The organism is Acidovorax sp. 69, assembly GCF_002797445.1.
GTDB lineage: Bacteria > Pseudomonadota > Gammaproteobacteria > Burkholderiales > Burkholderiaceae_C > Acidovorax.
This window is the reverse complement of the sequence record NZ_PGEP01000001.1, coordinates 61,404-83,911: the sequence shown is the minus strand read 5'-3', so window position 1 is coordinate 83,911 and position 22,508 is coordinate 61,404. Positions and strand designations below refer to the sequence as shown.

Here is a 22,508-nt window from a genome sequence, read left to right as displayed (position 1 = left end):
GTCAGGCCGCTTCGACCAGATCGGCCAGCCGGTTCACATACCCATCCTGTATGCCCAGCACGCCAAACTGCCCCACCAGTTGATCCAGGTACTCCCGGTTGCTGCCTATGCGGCCGCAGGCCTTTGCGATGGTGGCGGCCGTGGCCTGCATTGACAAATCACCCCGGTAATGAGGGTGCGCCGTGTTGGCGGTCAGTACCAGCGCGTGCACCAGGCCTTGGGGTGTTTGCAGGGGCAACAGTGCCGGGCAATAGGCGCCAGTGATCATCTCGCGGCGCCACAGCAGGCGAGATTCCGCATCGACGAGTGCAGCGGGTATGCGAAACGCCAGACCTTCACAGGCATGGTCGGCATCGGGCTGCAGCGTGAGCACCAGGCCGGGGCAATCGGGGGTGCCACGGCCGATGTGGGTGCACAGCGCGAAACGGCGCGCAAAGCCTTGAAGATGGGCTCTGCGCACCTGGTCGAAATGAAACCCTGGGTTCCACATCAGCGAGCCGTAGGCAAACACCCACAGGTCCTGTGGGTGCGTCGCAACCTCTGGCAGCACTTCGCGGCGCGAGCGTTCCACATCTGCGTCGGGCCAGCGCCAGTTGGATGGAAGGCCCTGACAGCGTGCCTGTGCATCCCACTCGGCCAGCACTTCGTCGGTCAGCCGCAGGCCTGAGGCGTGGGCCGGGGTCAGGCGGTCCAGCAGTTCGGGCACATGCACAAAGGCGTGTGAGGGGTGAACAGTGTGGGTGGTAGTCATGGGTGCAGCGCCATCATCATCCGCCAGCCAAGTCCTGCACTGGCATCCCGGCTTGCTGGCCAGGGTGGAGTGCCAGCCCTGTTCGCCAGCGACAACCTGCCACTGGACGCATGGCTTGGGCACTCTGCGTATTTGCCCCGGTAGCGGATTTCATGGTGATGGCCCTTGCGAGTCAAGGATGGGTTCAGTGGTTGTGCAGGCCTTTTGTGCTGCGGTTGGACCTGTTGCACAGGCCCATGATGGGCTGAACTTTAATGGTCCCCGGTTGGTGTATCAACATGCGATCGACGAACTCACCGTCCTGAATCTGTCGTCAATGGCCCATGGGCGAGGCATGTGGTCAGTGCTCCAGCCCGTTGCTGGACCTGAATCGCTTCAAACAACTCAACGACCAGCATGGCCACGAGGTGGGCGACCAGCTGCTGGTGGAGGTGGCACACGGCTGCGCACGGTGGTGCGCGATAGCGACGCGGTGACTCGCGGCTGATCAGTGGCCCGCAAACCGTGGGCTTTGGCGTTGGTGAAAAGCCTCCACCCCCGTGCGGAAGTCCTCGGTGCCCGCGCACTGCACAAACGCCTTTTTTTCAGCGGCCAATTGCTCGGGCAGCGTGTGGTCCATCGACTCGCGCATCAGCCGCTTCATGGCGCCGTAGGCCAGGGTGGGCCCAGCGGCCAGGCGTTGGGCCAAGGCGGTGGTGGCCGCTTGCAGGTCTGCCATCGGCACCACGCGGTTGGCCAGCCCCAGGCGCAGTGCGTCGTCGGCGGTGAAGGCATCGCCCAGCAGCGCGATCTCCAGCGCCTTGCGCAACCCGACCACGCGCGGCAGCGCCCACGAGGCGCCCACGTCGCAACTGGTGCCCAGGTTGATGTAGGCCAGGTTCAGCCGCGTGCCTTCGGCCATCATCACGTAGTCGGCCATGAGCAGCAGGCTCAGGCCCGCACCCGCTGCAACGCCGTGCACCTGGGCGATGACAGGCGCGTTCATCTGGGCCAGCAGGAGCAGGGCGGCGTTGAGCGGGGTGAGGATGTCGATGGCACCCTGCACGGGGTCGGCGCGCAAGGTTGCCAGGTCGCCACCGGCCATGAAGCCCTTGCCGTTGCCACACAGCACCACGGCGCGCACGCTCGCGTCGGTCGCAATGGTCTGCACCGCCGCGAGGAAGGCGTTGGCCAGGGGCACGTCGATGGCGTTGAGGGCATCGGGCCGGTTGAATCGCAGGGTGGCGATGGGGCCGTCACGTTCCAGCAGCAAAGGGGGCGCGGTAGGTTTCATGTCAAATTGGCCTCTAGCGCTTAATGGTAAAGCACTGATAGCTCCTGTTTTGATAGTGTTTATCCGGCGGTGCGAGCGGATTGCAAACGGCTGGCTAGTGGTACAGCGCTTCGATCTCGGCGGCGTAGGTCTTGTAGATGCTGGAGCGGCGCACCTTCATCGTCGCCGTGACCTCGCCATCGTCGTGGTCCAGCTCTTTGGTGAGCAGGTGGAACTGGCGGATTTGTGACACCTGCGCCAGGCGCTGGTTGCCGGTGTTGATTTCGGTGCCGATGAGGCCGCGCACCTCAGGGTGCTCCACCAGGGAGCGAAAGTGCGTGAACGGAATGCGCCGTGCCTCGGCCCACTTGCCCACGGTTTCGTGGTCGATCATCACCAGCGCGCCCACAAACTTGCGGCCCTCGGCCACGACGATGCATTCCTTGATGAAGGGGCTGCCCTTCATCGTGTTCTCGATCTCGGATGGCGTGAGGTTCTTGCCGCCCGCAGTGATCATGATGTCCTTCAAGCGGTCCACGATCTTGAGCTGGCCCTCCACCGCGCGCACCACGTCGCCCGTATGCAGCCAGCCGTCGACGATGCTGGCGGCCGTGGCTTCGGGGTTCTTGTAGTAGCCCGCAAACACCATGTCGCCCTTGATGTGAAGCTCGCCGCCCAGCTCGTCGCCGGACTTGGCAATGCGCCATTCCACGCCGCTGGCGGGCACCCCCACCGTGCCCACCACCACATCGTGGAGCCGGTGCCCGGTGACCATGCCGGTCGACTCGGTCAGCCCATACACCTCGACCAGCGGCACACCCAGCACGCGAAAGAACCGCACCACGTCGGGCGGGATCGGCGCGGCGCCGGTGAGCGCCACCTTGGCTTCGCGCAGGCCGATGAAGTTTTGCAGTGCGCGGAACACCAGCCAGTAGCAGGCCGTGTAGGTGAACATGTCCCCGATGCTCCAACGCGCACGGGGTTTCTCGGCCAGCGGTTTGCAGGCGTTGTAGGCCTTGTGGAAGAGCGTGCGGCGCAAGGCCCCCGTTTCTTGCAGCTTGATGCTGATGGCGGCGTGCATCTTTTCCCAGATGCGCGGCACGCCGAGGAACATGGTGGGCGCCACCTCGCGCAGGTCTTCCTGCACGGTGCGGATGGATTCGCCAAAGTTCACCTGCGAGCCGATGTACAGCGGCACAAAACTGGTCAGCATCTGCTCGGCCACGTGGCACAGCGGCAGGTACGACAGGTGCGTGGTGTCGGCGTTGAGCTCCAGCCGGTCGACAATGCCTGGCACCACACCGCGAATGTTGCGGTACGAAATCATCGCGCCCTTGGGCTTGCCGGTGGAGCCCGAGGTGTAGATCATCAGGCCCACATCATCGAGTTGCTGGCGTGCCAGCGCTGCGTCGATCAGTGTTTGTTGGGCCGACGATGCCCCCAGCTTTTCGACCTCGTCAAAGGTGGCGATGAACTGCCGCACCTCGGGCGCAAAGCTGCGCAGGCCCTTGGTCTCCATGACCACGATCTTTTTCAGGCGCGGCAGCTCGGGCAGCGCGGCCAGCAGCTTGTCGGTCTGCTCCTGGTCTTCGCAGACCATGATCTCGATGTCGGCATGGCCCACCACATAGGCCACCTCGTTGGTGGGGCTGGTGGGGTACACACCCACGGTGACGGCACCCACCAGGCCTGCGCCCATCTGTGCCAGCACCCATTCGATGCGGTTTTCCGAGATCACGCCCACATGGCCGCCTGCGGGCAGGCCCAGCGCACGGAGGCCCAGACCGAAGTGGCTGGCGCGCTCGTAGTAGCGCGCCCAGTTGACGGGCTTCCAGATGCCAAAGTCCTTTTGCCGGATGGCGATGCGGTGTGCATCGGTGCGTGCGCGTTCGCGCAGCATCTGGGGCAGGGTGAGTTCGGTAAGAGTCATGACAACCAGCGCTTTCTGCGCTTGTAGTGCTTGATGTCCTTGAAGCTTTTGGCTTCGCCACCACCGCCCATGCCGAGGTAGAACTCGCGCACGTCAGGGTCGTTCGCCAAGCGCTCGGCCGTGCCGTCGATCACGATCTTGCCGTTCTCCATGATGTAGCCCCGGTGCGCCACGGCCAGGGCCACGGTGGCGTTCTGCTCGACCAGCAGCATGCTGGTGCCACGCTCGGCGTTGATGCGCGCGATGATGGTGAAGATGTCTTCGACCAGCTTGGGGGATAGGCCGAGCGAGGGCTCGTCGAGCAGGATCAGTTGCGGTTGGGCAATGAGCGCGCGGCCGATGGCCAGCATCTGCTGCTCTCCGCCTGAGAGGTATCCGGCCAGGCCCTTGCGCCGCTCGTGCAGGCGCGGGAAGTAGCTGTAGACCAGATCGAAATCAGGCTTCGGTGCATCGCTTCGGCCAGTGAGCGCATAGGTGGAGGCAATGAGGTTCTCTTCGACCGTGAGGTCTTCAAAAACGCGCCGCCCTTCCATCACATGGCTGAGACCATTGCGCACCAGCTGCTGCGGTGCCAGCGTGGCGGTGGGTTGTCCGTTGAACAGAATGCGCCCGCTTTCCACGGTGCCATCCTCCAGCCCGAGCAGTCCCGACACCGCCTTGAGCGTGGTGCTCTTGCCGGCGCCATTGCTGCCCAGCAGCGCCACGATTTGCCCACGCGGCACGACCAGCGACAGGCCGCGCAGGGCCTGCACCACCTTGTTGTAGATGACCTCGATGTTGTTGACTTCGAGGACGTTGGCCAGGGCGTGCTGGGTCATGGCGCAGGCAATGTCAGAGCTTGATCCAGTCCGAGGCTGCGACCATCTTTTGCGCCTTCATGTCTGCGCGGTAGACGCGGCCCACAGGGATGGAGTTGCCGCTGATGGTGATCGGCACGCCGATCAGGCCACCGGTGTCGAAGTCCTTGATGCTGTTCAGTGCGGCCTTCAGGTTCTTGCCATCCAGCGGCTTGCCCGCGTCCAGCGTGCGCTTGGCCGCTTCGGTGAACAGCATGGCCGCGAGGAAGCCCTGGATGTAGGCCGTGCTCTGGTACTCCGGGCGCAGCGCGCGGATCTTCTCCAGCATCGGCGCCTTCTCGGTGTCGTAGTAGTAGCGGTAGGGCATCACACCCATGAAGCCGTCGGCGGCCTCGCCCATCTTCATCACGGTGGAGCTGTCCATGGTCCAGAACGTGCCCATCCACTTGCTGGTCATTCCCTGCTGCTTGCCCTGGGTGATGAACTCGGGGATGGGCGCGAGGATGTAGCCGTGGAAGATGGTGTAGTCGGGCGCGGCGCGGCGCAGCTTGATGACTTCGCCCGACACGTCCACGCTGCCTGCGGGCGTCATGATCTTGATCGGCACCGACAGGCCCAGCGCCTTGGCGGCAGCCTCGCTCTTGTCGATGGGGTCGCGTCCGAACTCGGAGTCGGAGTACACAAACGCCACCTTGGCACCGGGCTTTTCCTTGGCGATGTGCTTGAGCAAGATGCCAAACATCTCGGTGTAGTCGGGTCCCACCAGAAACTGGTTCGGGTACTTCACGGGGTCATTCAGCTCCGAGGCGAACGAGGCGCCGGCCATCAAGGTGGTGCCCGCGCGGTCCAGCTCGGGGTTGATGGTTTTGGCAAAACCGGTGGAGTCGCCGTAGTAGAGGTTGACCTTGTTCTGGCTGGTGATTTTTTTGTACGCGGCCACCGACACATCGACCTTGTAGCCCGTGTCTTCGGGCACGTACTTGAGCTTGCGGCCCTTGATGCCCCCGGCGTCATTGACCATCTTCACGTAGTCGCCCATGCCCGCGTTGATGCCCACGCCCGCAAAGGCAAACACGCCCGTGAGCGGGATCGAGCCGCCGATGACGATCTCGTCGGCCGACTGCGCCAGCACCGACAGGGGGCTGGCGAGTGCGGCAGCGCCCGCGGCGCCCAGCAGCAGGTGGCGGCGTGGGATGGAAGTGCGTGGTGTGTCCATGTTGTCTCCTATTGATTTAGTTGCGGAAGGGCCAGAGATGGAAGAAACGGCGGATGCGCCGCCACACTTCGGCCAGGCCGTGGGGCTCGAAGACGAGAAAACCGATGATGAGCAGACCGAAGATCACGGTGCGCACGGGCGAGAGGAACACCGTCAACTCGTTGCCGCCGGGCAGCAGGTCGACGATTAGCTTGAGCACTTCGGGCACCATGGTCATGAAGACCGCGCCCAGGATGCCGCCCAGGATGGAGCCCATGCCGCCGACGATGATGGCCGCGAGGAAGAAGATGGACATCTGCAGCGGGAAGCTCTCGGGCGTGACCACGCGAAAGAAGTAGGCCCACAAGCCGCCCGCCACACCGGCATAAAACGACGACAGGCCAAACGACAGCAGCTTGTAGCGCAGCAGTGGAATGCCCAGCACCTCGGCCGAGATGTCGCGGTCGCGGATGGCGATGAAGGCGCGGCCCACACGCGTGCGAAACAGGTTGGCCGCGCCCATCAGCATCAGGAGGGTGACGGGCACGATCAGCCAGTACAGGCGAAACGACGTCTCTAGCGGCATGCCGAACAGCTTGGCGGGCGGCACGCTCAGGCCACCGGTGCCACCCGTGAACTTCCAGTTGGCAAAGATGAAGTGCGCAATGAATGACGCGGCAATGGTGGCAATGGCCAGGTACAAGCCTTTGACGCGCAGCGACGGAATGCCCACGATGAGCCCACCCACCATGGCGACGAGGCCGCCCGCCAGCAGGTTCAGCAAGAAGGGCGTGCCCAGGCGTGTCTCCAGCACCGCCACCGTGTACGCGCCCAGGCCCATGAAGGCGGCCTGCCCCAGGCTGACCAGCCCGGTGTAGCCCGTGAGGATGTTGAGCCCTGTGGCGCTGGCCACGTTGATGCTGACGAGGCAGGCCAGGTACAGCCAGTAGTCGCTGGCCATGAAGGGGAATAGCACCAGCAGCGCTGCGCCCACGGCCAGCCACACTTTTTGCGTGCGCGAGTCGAACAGCGCCGCGTCGGCGGTGTAGGTTTCCTTGAGGGTTCCGATGCGCATCAGAGTCTCTCTATCTCATGGGTGCCGAACAGGCCGTAGGGGCGCACCAGCAGCACGGCCACCAGCACGATGAAGGTGGCCAGCAGCTTGTATTCGCCGCCCAGAAAGGCCCCGGCCAGCGCCTCAATAAGGCCGATCAGGATGCCGCCGATGAGCGCGCCGAGCACGCTGTCGAGCCCGCCCACAATGACCACCACCAGCACCGACAGGCCAAACACGCCCATGCTGGACGAGATGCCGCCAATCGAACCCACGATGATCCCGGAGATGGCAGCCAGCATGGCCGAGGCCACCCAGGCCAGCGAGAACACGCGCGGCACGTTGATGCCGACGGAATACGCCGCCGCCTGGTCGCTGGCAGTGGCGCGCAGTGCCACGCCACCGCGCCAGAAGCGGAACACCAGCAGCACGGCCGCGATGAACACCACCGCAATCGCCGCGCCCCAGAACACCTTGGGCGCGAGGAAGGCGTCGCCAATCAGGATGGGCTTGCTGGGCATGAAGTCGGGCAGTCGCCGCTGGTCGGCCGTCCAGATCATCTCGACCAGGCCCACCAGCACCGAGGCCAGGCCCACGGTGACCATGAAAACGGAGATCGGCGGCTCGCCCAGCAGCGGGCGGATCATGGTGCGTTCGATCACCGCGCCCAGCAGGCCAGAGCCCAGCACCGCCGCCGGTATCGCCAGCCACAGCGGCAACGCAAACGTGGCGGAGAAGGTGAAGAACAGGTAGGCGCCCACCATGAGCATTTCGCCGATGGCGATGTTCACGACACGCGTGGCCTTGTAGACCATCACGAACGCGAGGGCCGCCAGTGCGTAAAGCCCGCCGCCCGCGATGCCGGTGAGGCTGATTTCAAACAGGTAGGCCCAGTCCATCATGCGGCTCCCTGCGCGTCGGCTTGCGGTGCGCCCGCCCGCAGTCTGGCGCGCAAGTCGCCGACATCGCCCGCGCCCAGGTAGGCGCGGATCACCTCGGGATTGGCCTGCACCTGGGCGGGTGTGCCCTGGGCGATGACCTGGCCGAAGTTGAGTACCACCACGTGGTCCGACAGGTCCATCACCATGCCCATGTCGTGTTCGACCATCAGCACGGTCACGCCCCATTCCTCGCGCACGTCGAGGATGAAGCGCGCCATGTCTTCCGTCTCCTCGCGGTTCATGCCGGCCACGGGCTCATCCAGCATCAATATCTGGGGCTGCATGGCCAGGGCGCGGGCCATCTCCACGCGCTTTTGCAGGCCGTACGGCAGGGCCGAGACGGGCGCATGGCGGATGTGGTCGATTTCGAGGAAGTCGATGATGCGCTCTTCAATATCTCGGCGCAGTTCAGCCTCCTCACGGCGCGCGCGGCCCAGGTAGAACAGGGCGTCGAGCACGTTGGTCTTCAGGTGCGCGTGGCGGCCGAGCTTGATGTTGTCGAGCACCGTCATGCCGCGAAACAGTGCGATGTTCTGAAAGCTGCGGCCCAGGCCCAGCTTGGCGCGCTGCGGTGCAGGGATGCGGGTGATGTCTTGGCCTTGGAACCGAATGGAGCCCTGGCTGGGCCGGTAAAAGCCCGAGATGGTGTTGAACAGCGAGGTCTTGCCCGCGCCGTTGGGCCCGATCACGGCGGTGATGGAGCCGGCCTGTACATCAAACCCCACGCCCGTGAGCGCCTTCACGCCACCAAACGCCAGGGTGACGCCCTGCACCTGGAGCAGGGGCGTGGAAGCAGGGGTGCCGGAAAGGGTTGTCTCCATTGGCTTTCTAATGCGGGTTTGTGCTGACCAGAAAGGTTCTGCAGACTCTGCAGAAATTCCCTACTTGTGCGTAAACTGTTTACTCGCGAGTAGATTCTGGAAGCCGCCACCGCATTCAGCATCCGTACTTTCCCGAGGAATCGCCACCCATGCCCACTGCCAAAGCGGCATCCCGCCGCAGCATTGCCCCGGCTGCGCCCAAGCCATCTGGACCCCCGACGCAGCCGGTGTCTGGGCAACCCGCCGCATCGCCTTGGGCGCCGGTATCGCTGCGCGAGCGCCAGCGCGAAGCCAAGCGCAACGCGGTGCTGCAGGCGGCGGCCCAGTTGTTCAACGAACGCGGTTTTCACGCCACCTCGCTCGACGACATCGCCGCGCGCTTGAACGTGACCAAGCCCACGCTGTACTACTACGTGAAGAACAAGGACGAGATCCTGTTGCAGTGCGTGAGCAAGGGGCTCACGATGATGCTCGACGGCATCGACGCCTCGCGCGCAGCGGGCGGCAAGGCCATCGACCAGCTCATGACCTGCATGCAGGTGTATGCGCGCATCGTGACGCAGGACTTTGGCATGTGCCTGATCCGCGTCGGCGACGAGCAGTTGCCGCCCGAAAGCCGCAAGGAACTGCGCCGCCTCAAGGCCGCCATCGACCAGGAGTTCCGTCGCCTAGTGGCCGAGGGGGTCGAGGAAGGGTCGCTACAGCCGTGTGATCCGAAGATGACCGCGTTTGTGATCGCGGGCGCGCTGAGCTGGATTGGCCGCTGGTACCAGCCGGTCGGCGAATACAGCCCCGAGCAGGTGGCGCAGCAGTGTATTGCGACGCTGTGTGGGGGGGTGCTGCGGCGCTCCGCGGATGACATTTCGCTCAAGGCGGCAACTGTGCCTGTCCCCAAACGCAGGGCGGCGAGCGGCAAAGTCAAGACCGCTGTACGGTCTCGCGGAGGCTGATCGGCCTCTTTAGGCAAAACTTCAAGCTAAATTGGCCTCTAACGCTTATTGAATAAGCGCTGGTAGCTACTGATTTGATAGTTTTTGTTGGTTGTTCTTAGGCTGTGGCTTGCTGCAACTCAAACCCATGCAGCGCCTGGAACAGTTGCTCAACCTTGTTCCCGTCAAACACGCCGTCCGGTCCCTCGGAATGGATGTCGGTGAACGGTGACTCATACAAGCGCGCCGCGGGCATGGCGCCGTGTTCGGTCAGGTGTTGCACGATTTCTTCAACGAACTGCAGCTGGCTGGCGCTGGCGGTGCCTGTTGCAATCAGATGGGCAAATGCTGCCATGGCCGATTCGCGGTCCAGCCCGACCAGGGAGCGCACAAACACCGACAGGCTGGTGTGCAGCGTGCGGGCTCGCTGGATGTCGCTGTCGGTGCCACCCGCTTCATGCAGCAGGGCTTCGAGTTCCTGCAGGTCGGCGGCGGTCAGGGGCTGGTTGCGGCGCAGCTTGTGCAGCGCCAGCCGGTCTTCGTGAGCACGCAAGAACACCTTGGCCTTGGCGCGAAAACGCTCGAAGTCCACCGCGCTGGCGACCAGGGGCAGGTCCACCTCGGTTGTCTCGCCAATAGCGTCTTCAAAATCGGTATAGACCACCGTGCGGCCAGATTTTTCAATGAGCTTGATAAGGTTGCGCAGCTTGCGCCGTGCCTGCTCCAGCATGGGCAGGGTCACGTCCTGCCACCACTCGTCGCCCGCCACGGCCTCGATCAGCAGCAGGTGTTCGCGCACGCTGGGCACATTGGCCAGCTCCAGCAGGCTGTGGGCCAGTTGCTGCACCTTGGCTTGCAGGCGGGCCAAGGCGGGCTCGGTGCGCAACAGGGCCAGTTGGGTGCCCAGCATCAGCGCGTCGAAGCGTTTGGCGTCTTCGTCGTCATCACGCACCGCTGTGGGCAGACCTGACAGGTGCGTGGCCACGTCGGTCAGTTGTTCCGATGTGGGGCGTTTCCAGGCATCAGGCTGCGCCCAGGCCTCCACCCAGCGGCGCTGCGGGCGCACCACAAAGTTATCCAGCGACATGCCCGCCACCATGCTGTGCAGCAGCGCTGCGGTGTCGTGGCGAATGATCGTTTCGGTCAGCACGGGTGACTGCTGCGCTTCATCGGCCACGCCGTTGCTGGCCAAACGCTTGTCGAGCACTTCGATCAGCTCCAGCCGCGCATTGAACAGCCGCTGCGACAGCGGTTGTGCCAGCGCGCCTTCGCTGGACTCCAGATCCTGGCTGAAGAACTCCAGGTTTTGGCAGAAGTCGAAGATGAAGAAATCCTTCTTGTCCTGCCCCGGCCCATACAGCTCTTTGCACAGCCGCGTGCCGCGCCCCACCATCTGCCAGAACTTGGTCTTGGAGCGCACGATTTTGAAGAACACCAGGTTCACCACCTCGGGCACGTCGATGCCCGTGTCCAGCATGTCCACCGAAATGGCAATGTGCGGTGCCCGGTCTTTTTGTGCAAAGTCGTCGATCACCGACTGCGCGTATTCCGTCTTGAAGGTGATGGTGCGCGCAAATTCGCCCCGGTATTCCGGGTAGTTGATATCGAAGCGTTCCTGAATGAACTCGGCGTGTTTCTGGTTCTTGGCAAAAACGATGGTCTTGCCCAGCCGGTCGCCGCCCGCCACCTTGTGGCCGCGCTCCCTCAGCAGGGCCAGCATTTTGTCCACCGTGTCGGTGTTGAACAGCCACTGGTTCACCGCCTCGGCGCTCACCTCGTCGGGCGCTTCGCCGCCTTCCTCGTCCCACTCCAGCGCGTCCCACTGGTCTTTTTCATCGTCGCTCAGCTCGTTGTAGCGAATGCCTTGGCGCTGGAATTTCAGCGGCACGGAGATGGCCCGGGGCGGTGCCAGGTAGCCCTCGGAAATCGCGTCGTCCAGCCCGTAGGCGTCGGTGGGCACACCGCTTTCCAGACCAAACAGGCTGTAGGTGTTGCGGTCGATCTCGTCCTTGGGCGTGGCCGTCAGTCCCACCAGCAGGGCGTCGAAGTAGCTGAAGATGGCGCGGTACTTTTGGTAGATGGAGCGGTGCGCCTCGTCCACCACGATCAGGTCAAAGTGCCCCACGCCAAAGCGGCGTTTGCCGCCTGTGCCTGAATTGGCGCTCTCGTTGATGAGCCCCATCATCGTGGGGTAGGTCGATACGTACACCCGCCCCTCTGTGGCGCGGTCTGTCACCAGGTTCACGGGGGCGGCGTCGGGCAGGTGGGTCTTGAAGGCGTTCACCGCTTGGTTCACCAGCGCCACGCGGTCGGCCAAAAACAGCACGCGCTTTGCCCAGCCCGCGCGCATGAGCAAATCGACCAGCGCAATCACTGTGCGGGTTTTGCCTGCGCCCGTGGCCATCACCACCAGCGCTTTGCGGTGCTGGTCGCGCTCAAAGGTTTCGGCAATGCGGCGGATGGCGCGCTGCTGGTAGTGGCGCTCCACAATGCCCGCCGCGATGGGCAACCCTGCCAGCGGCTTGCGCGTGGTGCGGCGCTGGGCCATCAGTTCCAGCTCATCCTTGGTGTGAAAGCCTTGCACTGGGCGCGGCGGGCTGGTGGTGTCGTCCCACATCCAGTGCTCGTAGCCGTTGGTGCCGTAGATCACGGGGCGGTGGCCGGTGCTTTTCTCCAGGCAATCGGCATACAGGCGGGCCTGCTGCTCCCCCTCCTTGGCGCTGCGGCGGGTGCGCTTGGCTTCCACGATGGCCAGCGGCACCTCGCCGCTCCACAGCACATAGTCCACAAAGCCCTTCGCCTGATGGTTGGGCATGCCCTGCACTTCAAACTCGCGGTCCCGCGGCAGGTCCAGCGCCCAGCCGGCTTCTTTCAGCAGCAGGTCGATGAACAGGTCGCGCGTGGCGGCTTCGTTGTAGTCGTGCGCTTGTGTGGGCTGCGCCGCATTGACGGCCTTGGCGGCGGCAATCTCGGCGCGGTAGCGGGCCAGTTCGGCGTCCAGTTCTGCATGGCGGGCGGCGGCCTCGCGCAGCGCGGCGTCCCGCTCGGCCAGGGCTTGGGCCTGCTTGGCCAGCGCCTCTTGTGCGGCGGCCTGTGCGGCACGGCTGGCGGCTTGCTCCTGGGCCGTGTCGGTGGCGGCAGGCCGGGGCAGTAGGTCGGCACGGAATTGCAGCGCCGCAGCAGGCCGGTCTGCTACGCGGCGCGCATAGTGCTGCGCCAGCCAGAAGGCCACATGGAACAGCTCACGCAGCGCGGCCAGTGCATCTTGCGGCGGCACCGGGCGGGTGTGGTGCACGGCCTGGTTGCCCAGGCGGCGAATCACATCCATCTTGGCGTGCACAGCATTGCCCACCAGTTGCTGAAAGCTGGGCTCAAACAAAAACGCCGACAAATCCGCCTTGTAGGGCATGCGCAAGCAGCCGCCCCGGCCGCCTTCGGCTTGGTACAGCCAGGCCACGGCCAGCTCCAGCGTGCGGCGGGCGTAAAAGCAGGCGGTACGTGGGTCGGCGTGGGCAGCGCCCTCGGCACGGCGGGCTTCGGCCAGCAGGTCGGGCCAGTCAGGTTGCAGGAAGGCGAAGTTGGATGGCGCTGTGCTCATGCACTCTCTCCCTGTTCGTTGTTTGCGGGTGGTTTAGACCAACCCTCGATGTTCAGCGTCAACCCCAGCCCGCACACCAGCAAAACCAATTTTTGCAGCGAACAACTTTCTGGGTGGCTCTCTGCATCACGAATGAACGACGGGCTGACATTGCACACGGCGGCTGTTTGTGAACGTGTCATGCCTTGGCGCTTGCGTTCAGTGGCAAGGGCTTGGGCCAGTTGGGCAGAGTTGGTAGGCGTGAGGTTCATTTTTGTCCCTATAAGAGCAATCTCAACACCGAATCAGCTTTTTTGGTCGCTTTTGCTCTTATGAGGACACTTTAAGTGATGGGCTTGCTTCACAAGCCATGGGTAGTTTTTTTGTTGCGAAGGCTCACCCGGTGACAACGCTCAGTGCTTGTGTCGGTTTCATGCAGGCTGCTGCGATACTGCGCTGTGGTCCCATCTCAAGAATTGGCGACCGAATATGCAATCTGGAAACTGTGAAGAGAGATGAACTTGCGAGACCAAAATTACTTGCGCAGTTTGGTACTTGAGTTTGCGGCCATGCCATCTGAAACGGGCTGGCTGGAGTTCAAGGAAAACAAGGCCGACCCGCAAGACATTGGCGAGTACATCTCTGCACTGGCCAACAGTGCTGCTTTGGAAGGCAGGGCCCATGCGTACATGCTTTGGGGCGTTGCCGACCAGGGGCACGCCATTGTGGGTACGAGTTTTGACCCGCGAACTGTTCGGCAAGGTAACGAAGAGCTGGAAAGCTGGTTGTTGCGCCTGTTGAGCCCGCGTATCGGCTTTCATTTTCACCGCATTGAGATCGACGGGCGTTCGGTCGTTTTGCTGGAGATTGATTCTGCGTTTCGGCACCCGGTGAAGTTTCAAGGGGCGGAGTACATCCGGGTTGGCTCTTACAAGAAGCCGCTCAAAGACTTTCCTGAAAAAGAGCGCACGCTATGGCGGATGTTGGACGCCACTCCCTTCGAAATGTTGGCTGCCGCCGAGAAACTCGGCGCCGATGAGGTCTTGAAACTCATCGACTACCCGGCGTTTTTTGAGCTGCTGGACAAGCCGGTCCCCAATCATCGCGATGGCATGCTGGCCGGGTTGCAGGCACATCGCATGATTGAACCGATGGGTGGGGGCCATTGGCGCATCTTCAACTTGGGGGCATTGCTATTTGCCAAGCGGTTAGCTGACTTTCCGCGCCTGCAACGCAAGGCCGTGCGCGTGGTGGTTTACGAAGGGACCGGGCGCGTCAAAACCCTGCGCGAGCAAGAAGGCATGCGCGGCTACGCGGCGGGCTTTGAAGGGTTGGTGGGATTCGTGAACAATCTGCTGCCCATCAATGAGGTGATTGGGCAGGCATTGCGCAGATCGGTGCGCATGTACCCCGAATTGGCCATTCGTGAACTGGTGGCCAACGCACTGATCCATCAAGACCTGAGCGTGACAGGCAGCGGCCCCATGGTCGAAATCTTTGATGACCGGATGGAAATCACCAACCCCGGCAAGCCGCTCATGGAGCCCCACCGCATGCTGGATCACCCGCCCCGGTCGCGCAATGAGAGCCTGGCCTCCATCATGCGATTGGTGGGTATTTGTGAGGAGCGTGGCAGTGGTGTTGACAAGGTGGTGGCCGAAGCCGAGCTGTACCAGCTCCCAGCCCCTGCGTTTGACGTGGTGGGCGAATCCACCCGCGCCACCCTGTTTGCCCCGCGCCCCCTGGCGGGCATGGATCGCGAGGACCGGGTGCGCGCTGTGTACCTGCACGCTTGCCTGCGCTACGTGCAGCGCGAGTACATGAACAACACCACGCTGCGTCAGCGCTTTGGTATTGACCCCAAAAACAGCGCCATAGCCTCTCGGCTGCTCAAGGATGCGCTGGCGGCTGGTGTTATCCGCCTGGAGGATGAAGCTGCGGCGCCCAAGCTGCGCCGCTATGTGCCGCACTGGGCCTGATTTGTTTGATGGGTACTTGATGGAAAGGCGCTTCTGAAGCGCTGGTTTCAAAAATTCCCTTTATTGACAACAAGTTAGCAAAGTTTGCTTGTTTGACGGGTACTTGATGGAGGTGCCGATTGCTCGTCCGGAGCGCTGGGCGTGTTTCGCCTGCTGCTGTCCCCGCCCAACACTAAAAAGGCCAAGCTTTGGTGCCCTCACGGATGAGGGCACCACCGGCTAAGTCATTGAATCCATTGGGAAATTCAGGGATTTTCTCTTTACCCCAGGTCGTGGTCGTTCTTCACAACCGCCCCGCAAATGCCCGCTGCTGCAGCGAGGCAAACAGCGCATCCAGCGCGGCCAGGGCGCGGCGGTGGGGGCTTCGATGGAGGCTCTGCGGCCGGTGACAAAAATCATGTTGCGGCACCGTCCGTCAGCAGTGCACCCACCAGCGCACGCAACTCCGGCAAATCCGCGTGAATCGTGTTCCACACCAGCGCGTAGTCCACCTTGAAGTACCCATGCGCCACGCGGTTGCGCATGGTGTACATCAGCGCCCATGGCACCTGGGCGTGGCGTGCTGCAAAGGCGGGGTGCAGCTTCTCGATGTTGTGGGCGGCTTCGCCCAGGATCTCGAAGTTGCGCACCACGGCGTCTTGCGTTTTTTCGTCGGCCAGGAAGGTGGCCTCGGCCATGCCGCCTACATACCGGTGAATGCGGTCGATGGCCTCCACGATGTGGGCCAGGTAGTCGGGCACCCGCAGTGCGTCTGCCTTGCTCACAGCGCCTGCGCCTGGGCGATGACCTGGTCGCGGAACTTGGCGGGCAGGCCTTTGGGGGTGAGCACGTCTACGGGGATGCCCAGCAGCTGCCCCAGTTCGAGCTGGATCTTGGCAATGTCCATGAGCGTGGTTTCGGGCGTGGGCTCCACCAGAATGTCCAGGTCGCTTTCGTCCGTGTCATCGCCGTGCACCACCGAGCCGAACACGCGCACGTTGGTCACGCGGTGGCTCAGGGCAATGGCGCGAATGGCGTCGCGGTGGGTGTGCAGAGCAGTGGATGGGCGCATGGCGGGGGCTCCTGGGTGCAAGGGGAAACTTGTATCACAACGCCCCTGTAAACGCCCGCTGCTGCAGCGAGACAAACAGCGCATCCAGCGCGGCCAGGGCGTGGCGGTGGGTGGCTTTGAGGGCTTCGATGGAGGCGATGCGGGTGGCGAAGGTTTGTTGGAGGGGAGCGGGGGGACGAGAAGCGATATGGGAGCAATTCGAGCGCCAGAAATAAGCGGCTGACCAGATTGGCTCGCGTACTGATTCAACCGAGCCTCGTTGAGAGCAAATGCCAGATATTCCGGCTGGAGTGAGTCACTCACGGTGTCTAAATAAAGCGCGTTGTCAGTTATCCAGCTGCATGGTTTTGTCACATGAACACAGCCACAGTAGGCACCAACACGTCCAATCACAATTTTTGGTTCTTCAAACATGAAAGCATCGTGTGATCCATTGATGCCATTGCCCCCATAAACGGGGAACACTCCATCGACAGCCATTTGTGAAGCGGGCAAAAAATTGCCGCTTCTCAATTTCATCAAACTTCCCAAGGGTGCCTTGGGCAAATTCAAGTGATTCGCCACCGGGTCCCCAAACATATCGAGAAAGAGAGACTGGGTGAGGCTGTCGAGCAGGGCCAGGGCGGTGCGGCGTTGGGTTCGGAGGGTTTCGGCTTGGTCGAGGATGGCGGCGATGCGGCGTTGTTCATCGGCTTTGGGAAGCGGAATGCGAATTTTTTCAAGCTCACTTTTTCGCATAGCGGGCACGGTTGTTGCCGGTGCTAAAGCGTAGAAGTCAACTGTTTTTAGGTAGTGGTACAGAAAGCGGCTGTCAATTCGGTCACTTGGGATCGCTGCCATTGCGTTGTTGTCGATGAGTAAAGGACAGCCCGCAACTACGCGATGGTTCTGCCGAATCGCTTCGCCAATTTTTGCAAATAAGACACTACCTATGGGCACAAGCTTGGCACGAAGCTGTTCAACGTCGCTTTGATTTACATAGTGATCTGCGGTGGAAAGAACTGAACTGTCGGATCTCCCGCAGCGTGAGATATCTCCAACTTTGGCAAAAGGGAAGTCTCCACTGCTGCGCCCCTGTAGCGCTGGCGGAAATCCAATACCCGCCTGCAAGATGGTGACGTCTCCAAGAAGGGCTGTTACGGCATTCACTTCAACATCCCCTCCAACACCCCCATCCCCCGCGCAATCTCATCTTCCAACTCTCGCAACTCCGCCAAGATCTCCCCCGGCGCCCGGTGCTGCACCTGCTCATGCACCACCTCCTTGTACCGGTTGATGCTCAGGTCATACCCATTGGCCTCGATGTCGGCCTTAGGCACGCAGAAGCTCTGGGCGGTGCGGGGGCGGTCGCGTTCGGTGCCGCTTCGCTGGCCCCAGCGCTCCAGCACATCGGGTAGGTTGTTCTTGGAATGCTCTGATTCTGATAGCTGGTTGCGCCCGTCCACAAAGCGCTGCAGACCTAAAAGGCTTGCATCCAGCAGGGGCTGGCGTTTGTCGTCCAGGCTCCAGCCATCCTGCTGCATGTCGTAGAACCAGACGTTGTCTGTGCCGCCGCTCATGGTTTTGGTGAAGAGCAGGATGGCGGTGCTGACGCCCGCGTAGGGCTTGAACACACCGCCGGGCAGGCTGATGACGGCGTCGAGCTTTTGCTCTTCCACCAGCTTGCGGCGCAGTTCTTTGTGCGCCTTGCTGCTGCCAAAGAGCACGCCGTCGGGCACGATCACCGCCGCCCGGCCGCCGGTTTTGAGCAGGCGCAGGAACAGGGCGAGGAAGAGTAGCTCGGTCTTTTTGGTTTTGACGATGCTTTGCAAATCTTTGGCCGTGCTCTCGTGGTCGAGGCTGCCAGCAAACGGTGGGTTGGCCAGGATGAGGCTGTAGGCACCAGCGTCGCCTGCGGCGCCTTCGGAGAGCGAGTCGCGGTATTCGATGGCGGGGTGCTCTACGCCGTGCAGCACCATGTTCATGCTGCCGATGCGCAGCATGGTGTTGTCAAAGTCGTACCCGTGGAACATGCCGTTGTGGAAGTGCGCGTTTTGCGCGGGCACGCGCAGCATGTCGGGGTAGGTGCGGCGCAGGTATTCGCCTGCGGCCACCAAGAAGCCGCAGGTGCCGCTGGCGGGGTCGCAAATGGTGTCTTGCGGTGTGGGGGCCGTCAGGGCCACCATCAAATCGATGAGGTGGCGGGGCGTTCTGAATTGCCCGTTTTGCCCGGCGGATGCGATCTTGCCGAGCATGTATTCGTACAGGTCGCCCTTGGTGTCGCGGTCGTCCAGGGGGATGGTGTCGAGCAAATCGACCACCTTGGCGAGCAGGCCAGGCGTGGGGATGGTGAAACGCGCATCGCGCATGTGGCGGGCGAAGGCGGTCTCTGCCGCAGGGCCGCCCGACATTTGCAGGCCGCGCAGGAAGGGGAAGACCTGGTTGCTGAGCACGTCGAACATGTCGGCGGGCGCCATGTTCTTGAAGCGGGACCAGCGCATGTCGTCGTGCGGGCGGCCTTGCGCGTCCTGGCCGGTGGGGATGAGGTGCACCGGCTGGGTCTTTAGGCGCAGGGCCTTGTTGTCTTCGCGGGTCTGGTCGCTGTCGAGCGCGCGCAGAAAGAGCAGGTAGGTGATCTGCTCGATGACTTCAATGGGGTTGGCGATGCCGCCGGACCAGAAGGCGTTCCAGACTTGATCGACTTTGTTGCGCAGGTCACCGGTGAGCATGGGGGCAGTCTGTAGGGGGCTGTAAGGGAGCCTGAGAGTCTGCCATGGGGCGCCGCCGGGGGTCGGGTTGCGAAAGTTCCTGGTATTTTTGGCATCTAGCGCTTTTTGGATAAGCGCTGGCAGCTATTTATTTGGTAGCGTTTTCCTTTTTGGGCTGCTGCTGCCCGGTTCACCATGTCCCGCCGCCAGGTCGTCCAGGATGGGGCAGTCCGGCCGGTCATTGCCCTGGCAGCAGGACACCAGGGTTTGCAGCGTGCGCTGCATGGCCTGCATGGAAGCGATGCGTTCGCTCAGGTCGTCGATGTGCTGCTGCGCGATGCGTTTGACCTGGCTGCTGGCGCGGCTGCGGTCGTGCCACAGGCCCAGCAGGTCGGCGATTTCTTCCATCGAAAAACCGAGGTCGCGGCTGCGGCGGATGAATTGCAGGGCGTGCACATCGGCCTCGGTGTACTGGCGGTAACCGCTGTCGGTGCGGCCCACGCCTTTGACAAGGCCCAGCGATTCGTAGTGCCGCACCATGCGCGCCGAGATGCCCGCGCGCTGGGCGGCGATGCCGATGGGCACGGGCCAGGAGACGGCGCGGGGCACTGCTGGTTTGCCAGGTGTGGGGGCGGGGTGCGTACGTGCTGGGGCGTTGGCGTGGTCATGGTGGGGGCAGTGTCTGTTCGCGTTCATCCATCACAACCGTTCGGGCTGAGCTTGTCGCAGCCTCGCGCGGCGCTTCGACGGGCTCAGCGTGAACGGGTTGAGATTTTTGAATGCATACCCGCATCAAGCCGCGACGGTGTAGCCTTCTTCGGCGATGGCGGCGGCCAAGTCCTCGCGCGGTGCGGTGCTGTCCACGTCCACCTTGCCACTGGCGCGGTCGATGCGCACCTGGGCGTTGGGGTCGATCTGTTGCACGGCCTGGGTGACGGCGCGTTCGCAGTGGCCGCAAGTCATGCCTTGAACTTGGAATGTGGTGGTGGTTGTCATCGAGTGTCCTTGGGTTGGTTTTCAAGAGGGCCGTTGTATTGACCGAAACGAATGATGAAGCTTGACATCGTGGCAGAGTCAAATGGGCTCCAAGGCACTCATGATGTGAGGGTTGATCAATATCAATGCTTGACCTTGCCATCACGTCAAGGATCACTATCCCCGCCATGAACACCACCACCACCCCAACCCCCATCACTGCGCCAGAGACAGCCCACTCGCTGGACCTGGGTATTTCCGGCATGACCTGCGCAAGCTGTGTGGGCCGTGTGGAGCGTGCGCTGCGCAAGGTGCCAGGTGTGCAGGAGGCCTCGGTCAACCTAGCGACTGAGTCTGCGCGCATTGCCTTTGCCACCAGCGTGGGCGCGGATGCCGCCGCCATGGAGGCGCTGCTGCGCCGTGCGGTGCGCAACGCGGGCTACGAGCCGCGAGCGGCGGGGCAGGAGGATGCGCCGGAGGATCTGTCGCCCTGGGCGGGCTTTTGGCCCGTGGGCATTGGCCTGCTGCTGTCGGCGCCGCTGGTGTTGCCCATGGTGGGTGACCTGTTCGGCCAGCACTGGATGCTGCCCGCCTGGGTGCAGTTTGTGCTGGCCACGCCGGTGCAGTTCATTCTGGGCGCGCGGTTTTACAAGGCAGGATGGCATGCGGCCAAGGCGCTGTCGGGCAACATGGATTTGCTGGTGTCCATGGGCACCAGCGCGGGCTGGGGCTTGTCGATGTGGCTGTGGCTCACGGCCCCCACCGACCATCCGGGCCATGTGCCGCATCTGTACTTCGAGGCGTCGGCCGTGGTCGTCACGCTGGTGTTGTTGGGCAAGTGGCTGGAGGCGCGCGCCAAGCGGCAAACCACGGCGGCCATTCGTGCGCTGCACGCGCTGCGGCCGGATGTGGTGCACCTGCTGGGCAAAGACGGCGAGGTGGATGTGCCCGTGGCTGAGGTGCTGGTGGGCGACCAACTGGTGGTACGGCCCGGCGAGCGCATTCCCGTGGATGGCACGGTGCACGAGGGCCACACGCAAGTGGATGAATCCATGCTGACCGGTGAGCCGCTGCCGGTGGCCCGTGATGTGGGCGCGGCCCTGACGGGTGGCTCGATCAATGGCGACGGCCGCATCGTGATGGCGGTGACGGCCGTGGGGGCCGAGACGGTGCTGGCCCAGATCATCCGGCTGGTGGAGGACGCCCAGGCGGCCAAGGCGCCCATCCAGCGGCTGGTGGATCAGGTATCGGCCATTTTTGTGCCGGTGGTGCTGGTGGTGGCGGTGGTGACGCTGTTGGGCTGGTTGTGGGCGGGCGTGGGCATAGAGGCTGCGCTGATCCACGCCGTGGCCGTGATGGTGATTGCCTGCCCCTGTGCGCTGGGGCTGGCGACACCCGCTGCCATCATGGCGGGCACCGGGGTGGCTGCGAAAAACGGCATTTTGATCAAGGATGTGCAGGCGCTGGAGCTGGCCCACAAGGTGGATGTGGTGGCCTTTGACAAGACTGGCACGCTGACCGTGGGACAGCCCCGCCTGACTGCGTTTGATGTGGTGCCCGGCCTGGACGAGGCGGCCGTGATGGCTGCGGTGGCTGCGGTGCAAAGCGGCAGCGAACATCCGCTGGCGCGTGCCGTGGTGGCGGCTGCGGGTGAGCGGCAGATCAGCGTGGTCACTGCACAGGATGTGCGCGCCGTACCCGGGCGCGGCACCGAGGGCGAGGTGGATGGCCAGAGCTATCTGGTGGGCAGCCTGCGCTGGATGCAGGAGCTGGGGGTGGACCTGGGGGCGCTGGCGGCGCGGGCACAACAGTTGCAGAACGAGGGAGCCACCGTGTCGGCGGTGGCCCAGCGCGTGACCGAAGGGTTGTTGAGCGGCGCACGGCCGCCCGAAGCCGCGAACGCCCCCTTGGGGGGCAGCGAGGACACGCTAGTGCCGAGCGTGGGGGCTCACCATGTCTTGCGGGCCTTGATGGCCTTTGGGGACGAACCCAAGCCCGGCGCACGCGAGGCGCTGGCGGCGCTGAAGGCGCGTGGCATTCGCACCGTGATGATCTCGGGCGACAACCGGGGCGCGGCCGAGGCCATGGCCCGGCGCCTGGGATTGGACCCGGACGCGGGCGAGGTGATGGCCGAGGTGTTGCCAGGCGACAAGGCCGCCAAGGTGGTGGCGTTGCAACAGGGTGCGGATGGAAAGCGCCATCATGTGGCGATGGTGGGCGACGGCGTTAACGATGCCCCGGCGCTGGCCGCCGCTGATGTGGGCATGGCCATGGGCAATGGCACGGATGTGGCCATGCACGCTGCCGGCATCACGCTGATGCGCGGCGACCCGATGCTGGTGGCGGCAGCGCTGGATATTTCGCGGCGCACGGTGATGAAGATCCGCCAGAACCTGTTCTGGGCCTTTGCGTACAACGTGGCGGGTATCCCGCTGGCGGCGCTGGGCTACCTGAGCCCGGTGGTGGCAGGCGGGGCCATGGCGCTCAGCTCGGTCAGCGTGATGGCGAATGCCCTGCTACTCAAGCGGTGGCGCATGTGATAAACACGTACGACCGTGTTACGTATGTC

General features: G+C 63.4%; 19 protein-coding genes and 1 pseudogene. 4 read left to right on the top strand and 16 right to left on the bottom strand.

Annotated features, from left to right (window positions below; all coding sequences use genetic code 11):
- Window position 1: 1 nt before the first annotated feature.
- Window positions 2–751 carry a gamma-glutamylcyclotransferase gene (locus CLU85_RS00400; protein WP_100412291.1) on the bottom strand — a complete coding sequence of 250 codons (750 nt, stop codon included), beginning with the start codon at window positions 749–751 and terminating at the stop codon, window positions 2–4.
- A gap of 323 nt (window positions 752–1,074) precedes the next feature.
- Between CLU85_RS00400 and CLU85_RS00395 the strand changes: the two genes are divergently transcribed.
- Window positions 1,075–1,227, top strand: a complete 153-nt coding sequence (locus tag CLU85_RS00395; protein WP_100408556.1) for a diguanylate cyclase domain-containing protein — start codon at window positions 1,075–1,077, stop codon at window positions 1,225–1,227.
- 11 nt (window positions 1,228–1,238) lie between these two features.
- Here CLU85_RS00395 and CLU85_RS00390 read toward each other — a convergent pair whose 3' ends face one another.
- The 7 genes from CLU85_RS00390 to CLU85_RS00360 form a co-directional block, all read right to left on the bottom strand.
- Window positions 1,239–2,024, bottom strand: coding sequence for an enoyl-CoA hydratase/isomerase family protein (locus tag CLU85_RS00390; protein ID WP_100408555.1), 786 nt, complete (start codon window positions 2,022–2,024; stop codon window positions 1,239–1,241).
- A gap of 94 nt (window positions 2,025–2,118) precedes the next feature.
- Window positions 2,119–3,933: a long-chain fatty acid--CoA ligase gene (locus CLU85_RS00385; protein WP_100408554.1), complete on the bottom strand. Its 1,815-nt coding sequence runs from the start codon at window positions 3,931–3,933 to the stop codon at window positions 2,119–2,121.
- Window positions 3,930–4,751 carry an ABC transporter ATP-binding protein gene (locus CLU85_RS00380; protein WP_100408553.1) on the bottom strand — a complete coding sequence of 274 codons (822 nt, stop codon included), beginning with the start codon at window positions 4,749–4,751 and terminating at the stop codon, window positions 3,930–3,932. The genes CLU85_RS00385 and CLU85_RS00380 overlap by 4 nt, the downstream gene beginning before the upstream one ends.
- 13 nt (window positions 4,752–4,764) lie before the next feature.
- Complete coding sequence (locus CLU85_RS00375) at window positions 4,765–5,946, bottom strand: ABC transporter substrate-binding protein (protein WP_100408552.1); 1,182 nt, start codon at window positions 5,944–5,946, stop codon at window positions 4,765–4,767.
- A 16-nt stretch (window positions 5,947–5,962) separates the two neighbouring features.
- Window positions 5,963–7,000: a branched-chain amino acid ABC transporter permease gene (locus CLU85_RS00370; protein WP_100408551.1), complete on the bottom strand. Its 1,038-nt coding sequence runs from the start codon at window positions 6,998–7,000 to the stop codon at window positions 5,963–5,965.
- Window positions 7,000–7,881, bottom strand: a complete 882-nt coding sequence (locus tag CLU85_RS00365) for a branched-chain amino acid ABC transporter permease (RefSeq protein ID WP_100408550.1) — start codon at window positions 7,879–7,881, stop codon at window positions 7,000–7,002. The genes CLU85_RS00370 and CLU85_RS00365 overlap by 1 nt, the downstream gene beginning before the upstream one ends.
- Complete coding sequence (locus CLU85_RS00360) at window positions 7,878–8,741, bottom strand: ABC transporter ATP-binding protein (protein ID WP_100408549.1); 864 nt, start codon at window positions 8,739–8,741, stop codon at window positions 7,878–7,880. Before CLU85_RS00360 ends, CLU85_RS00365 begins: the two co-directional genes overlap by 4 nt.
- A 149-nt stretch (window positions 8,742–8,890) precedes the next feature.
- Here CLU85_RS00360 and CLU85_RS00355 point away from each other — a divergent pair, with 149 nt between their 5' ends.
- Window positions 8,891–9,691, top strand: coding sequence for a TetR/AcrR family transcriptional regulator (locus tag CLU85_RS00355; RefSeq protein ID WP_100408548.1), 801 nt, complete (start codon window positions 8,891–8,893; stop codon window positions 9,689–9,691).
- A 97-nt stretch (window positions 9,692–9,788) separates the two neighbouring features.
- On the opposite strand, the gene CLU85_RS00350 is transcribed toward CLU85_RS00355, so the two are convergent.
- Both CLU85_RS00350 and CLU85_RS00345 read right to left on the bottom strand, forming a co-directional pair.
- Complete coding sequence (locus CLU85_RS00350) at window positions 9,789–13,268, bottom strand: DEAD/DEAH box helicase family protein (protein ID WP_100408547.1); 3,480 nt, start codon at window positions 13,266–13,268, stop codon at window positions 9,789–9,791.
- Window positions 13,265–13,519 carry a helix-turn-helix domain-containing protein gene (locus tag CLU85_RS00345; protein WP_094289931.1) on the bottom strand — a complete coding sequence of 85 codons (255 nt, stop codon included), beginning with the start codon at window positions 13,517–13,519 and terminating at the stop codon, window positions 13,265–13,267. Before CLU85_RS00345 ends, CLU85_RS00350 begins: the two co-directional genes overlap by 4 nt.
- A 297-nt stretch (window positions 13,520–13,816) precedes the next feature.
- Between CLU85_RS00345 and CLU85_RS00340 the strand changes: the two genes are divergently transcribed.
- Window positions 13,817–15,226 (top strand): ATP-binding protein, encoded by a 1,410-nt coding sequence (locus tag CLU85_RS00340; RefSeq protein ID WP_232727686.1) that lies wholly within the window; start codon window positions 13,817–13,819, stop codon window positions 15,224–15,226.
- Window positions 15,227–15,621: 395 nt separating this feature from the next.
- Here the strand turns inward: CLU85_RS00340 and CLU85_RS00335 are convergent, their stop codons facing one another.
- The 6 genes and pseudogenes from CLU85_RS00335 to CLU85_RS00310 all read right to left on the bottom strand — a co-directional run bounded on the left by CLU85_RS00335 (window position 15,622) and on the right by CLU85_RS00310 (window position 19,960).
- On the bottom strand, window positions 15,622–15,990 hold the full coding sequence (locus CLU85_RS00335) for a DUF86 domain-containing protein (protein WP_100408545.1): 369 nt from the start codon (window positions 15,988–15,990) through the stop codon (window positions 15,622–15,624).
- Window positions 15,987–16,277 (bottom strand): nucleotidyltransferase family protein, encoded by a 291-nt coding sequence (locus CLU85_RS23210; RefSeq protein WP_100412290.1) that lies wholly within the window; start codon window positions 16,275–16,277, stop codon window positions 15,987–15,989. The genes CLU85_RS00335 and CLU85_RS23210 overlap by 4 nt, the downstream gene beginning before the upstream one ends.
- Before the next feature lie 216 nt (window positions 16,278–16,493).
- Window positions 16,494–17,426: pseudogene (locus CLU85_RS23205) on the bottom strand (restriction endonuclease subunit S); the annotation flags it as partial.
- Window positions 17,423–18,985, bottom strand: coding sequence for a class I SAM-dependent DNA methyltransferase (locus CLU85_RS00320; protein ID WP_100408544.1), 1,563 nt, complete (start codon window positions 18,983–18,985; stop codon window positions 17,423–17,425). The gene CLU85_RS00320 and the pseudogene CLU85_RS23205, both read right to left, overlap by 4 nt.
- Before the next feature lie 123 nt (window positions 18,986–19,108).
- Window positions 19,109–19,660, bottom strand: a complete 552-nt coding sequence (gene cueR / locus CLU85_RS00315; RefSeq protein WP_232727685.1) for a Cu(I)-responsive transcriptional regulator — start codon at window positions 19,658–19,660, stop codon at window positions 19,109–19,111.
- A 96-nt stretch (window positions 19,661–19,756) separates the two neighbouring features.
- Window positions 19,757–19,960 (bottom strand): heavy-metal-associated domain-containing protein, encoded by a 204-nt coding sequence (locus CLU85_RS00310; RefSeq protein ID WP_100408542.1) that lies wholly within the window; start codon window positions 19,958–19,960, stop codon window positions 19,757–19,759.
- Between the two features lie 167 nt (window positions 19,961–20,127).
- Between CLU85_RS00310 and CLU85_RS00305 the strand changes: the two genes are divergently transcribed.
- Window positions 20,128–22,479 carry a cation-translocating P-type ATPase gene (locus tag CLU85_RS00305; RefSeq protein WP_100408541.1) on the top strand — a complete coding sequence of 784 codons (2,352 nt, stop codon included), beginning with the start codon at window positions 20,128–20,130 and terminating at the stop codon, window positions 22,477–22,479.
- The last annotated feature ends 29 nt before the right edge of the window (window positions 22,480–22,508 follow it).

Bases quoted from the DNA above. Each gene is read 5' to 3' on its own strand.
- CLU85_RS00345 (WP_094289931.1), bottom strand. From the start codon at position 13,519: ATGAACCTCACGCCTACCAACTCTGCCCAACTGGCCCAAGCCCTTGCC.
- CLU85_RS00320 (WP_100408544.1), bottom strand. From the start codon at position 18,985: ATGCTCACCGGTGACCTGCGCAACAAAGTCGATCAAGTCTGGAACGCC.
- CLU85_RS00385 (WP_100408554.1), bottom strand. From the start codon at position 3,933: ATGACTCTTACCGAACTCACCCTGCCCCAGATGCTGCGCGAACGCGCA.
- CLU85_RS00350 (WP_100408547.1), bottom strand. From the start codon at position 13,268: ATGAGCACAGCGCCATCCAACTTCGCCTTCCTGCAACCTGACTGGCCC.
- CLU85_RS00355 (WP_100408548.1), top strand. From the start codon at position 8,891: ATGCCCACTGCCAAAGCGGCATCCCGCCGCAGCATTGCCCCGGCTGCG.
- CLU85_RS00360 (WP_100408549.1), bottom strand. From the start codon at position 8,741: ATGGAGACAACCCTTTCCGGCACCCCTGCTTCCACGCCCCTGCTCCAG.
- CLU85_RS00380 (WP_100408553.1), bottom strand. From the start codon at position 4,751: ATGACCCAGCACGCCCTGGCCAACGTCCTCGAAGTCAACAACATCGAG.
- CLU85_RS00370 (WP_100408551.1), bottom strand. From the start codon at position 7,000: ATGCGCATCGGAACCCTCAAGGAAACCTACACCGCCGACGCGGCGCTG.
- CLU85_RS00400 (WP_100412291.1), bottom strand. From the start codon at position 751: ATGACTACCACCCACACTGTTCACCCCTCACACGCCTTTGTGCATGTG.
- cueR (WP_232727685.1), bottom strand. From the start codon at position 19,660: ATGAACGCGAACAGACACTGCCCCCACCATGACCACGCCAACGCCCCA.
- CLU85_RS00375 (WP_100408552.1), bottom strand. From the start codon at position 5,946: ATGGACACACCACGCACTTCCATCCCACGCCGCCACCTGCTGCTGGGC.
- CLU85_RS00390 (WP_100408555.1), bottom strand. From the start codon at position 2,024: ATGAAACCTACCGCGCCCCCTTTGCTGCTGGAACGTGACGGCCCCATC.
- CLU85_RS00305 (WP_100408541.1), top strand. From the start codon at position 20,128: ATGAACACCACCACCACCCCAACCCCCATCACTGCGCCAGAGACAGCC.
- CLU85_RS23210 (WP_100412290.1), bottom strand. From the start codon at position 16,277: ATGCGCCCATCCACTGCTCTGCACACCCACCGCGACGCCATTCGCGCC.
- CLU85_RS00365 (WP_100408550.1), bottom strand. From the start codon at position 7,881: ATGATGGACTGGGCCTACCTGTTTGAAATCAGCCTCACCGGCATCGCG.
- CLU85_RS00340 (WP_232727686.1), top strand. From the start codon at position 13,817: ATGCCATCTGAAACGGGCTGGCTGGAGTTCAAGGAAAACAAGGCCGAC.
- CLU85_RS00310 (WP_100408542.1), bottom strand. From the start codon at position 19,960: ATGACAACCACCACCACATTCCAAGTTCAAGGCATGACTTGCGGCCAC.
- CLU85_RS00395 (WP_100408556.1), top strand. From the start codon at position 1,075: ATGGGCGAGGCATGTGGTCAGTGCTCCAGCCCGTTGCTGGACCTGAAT.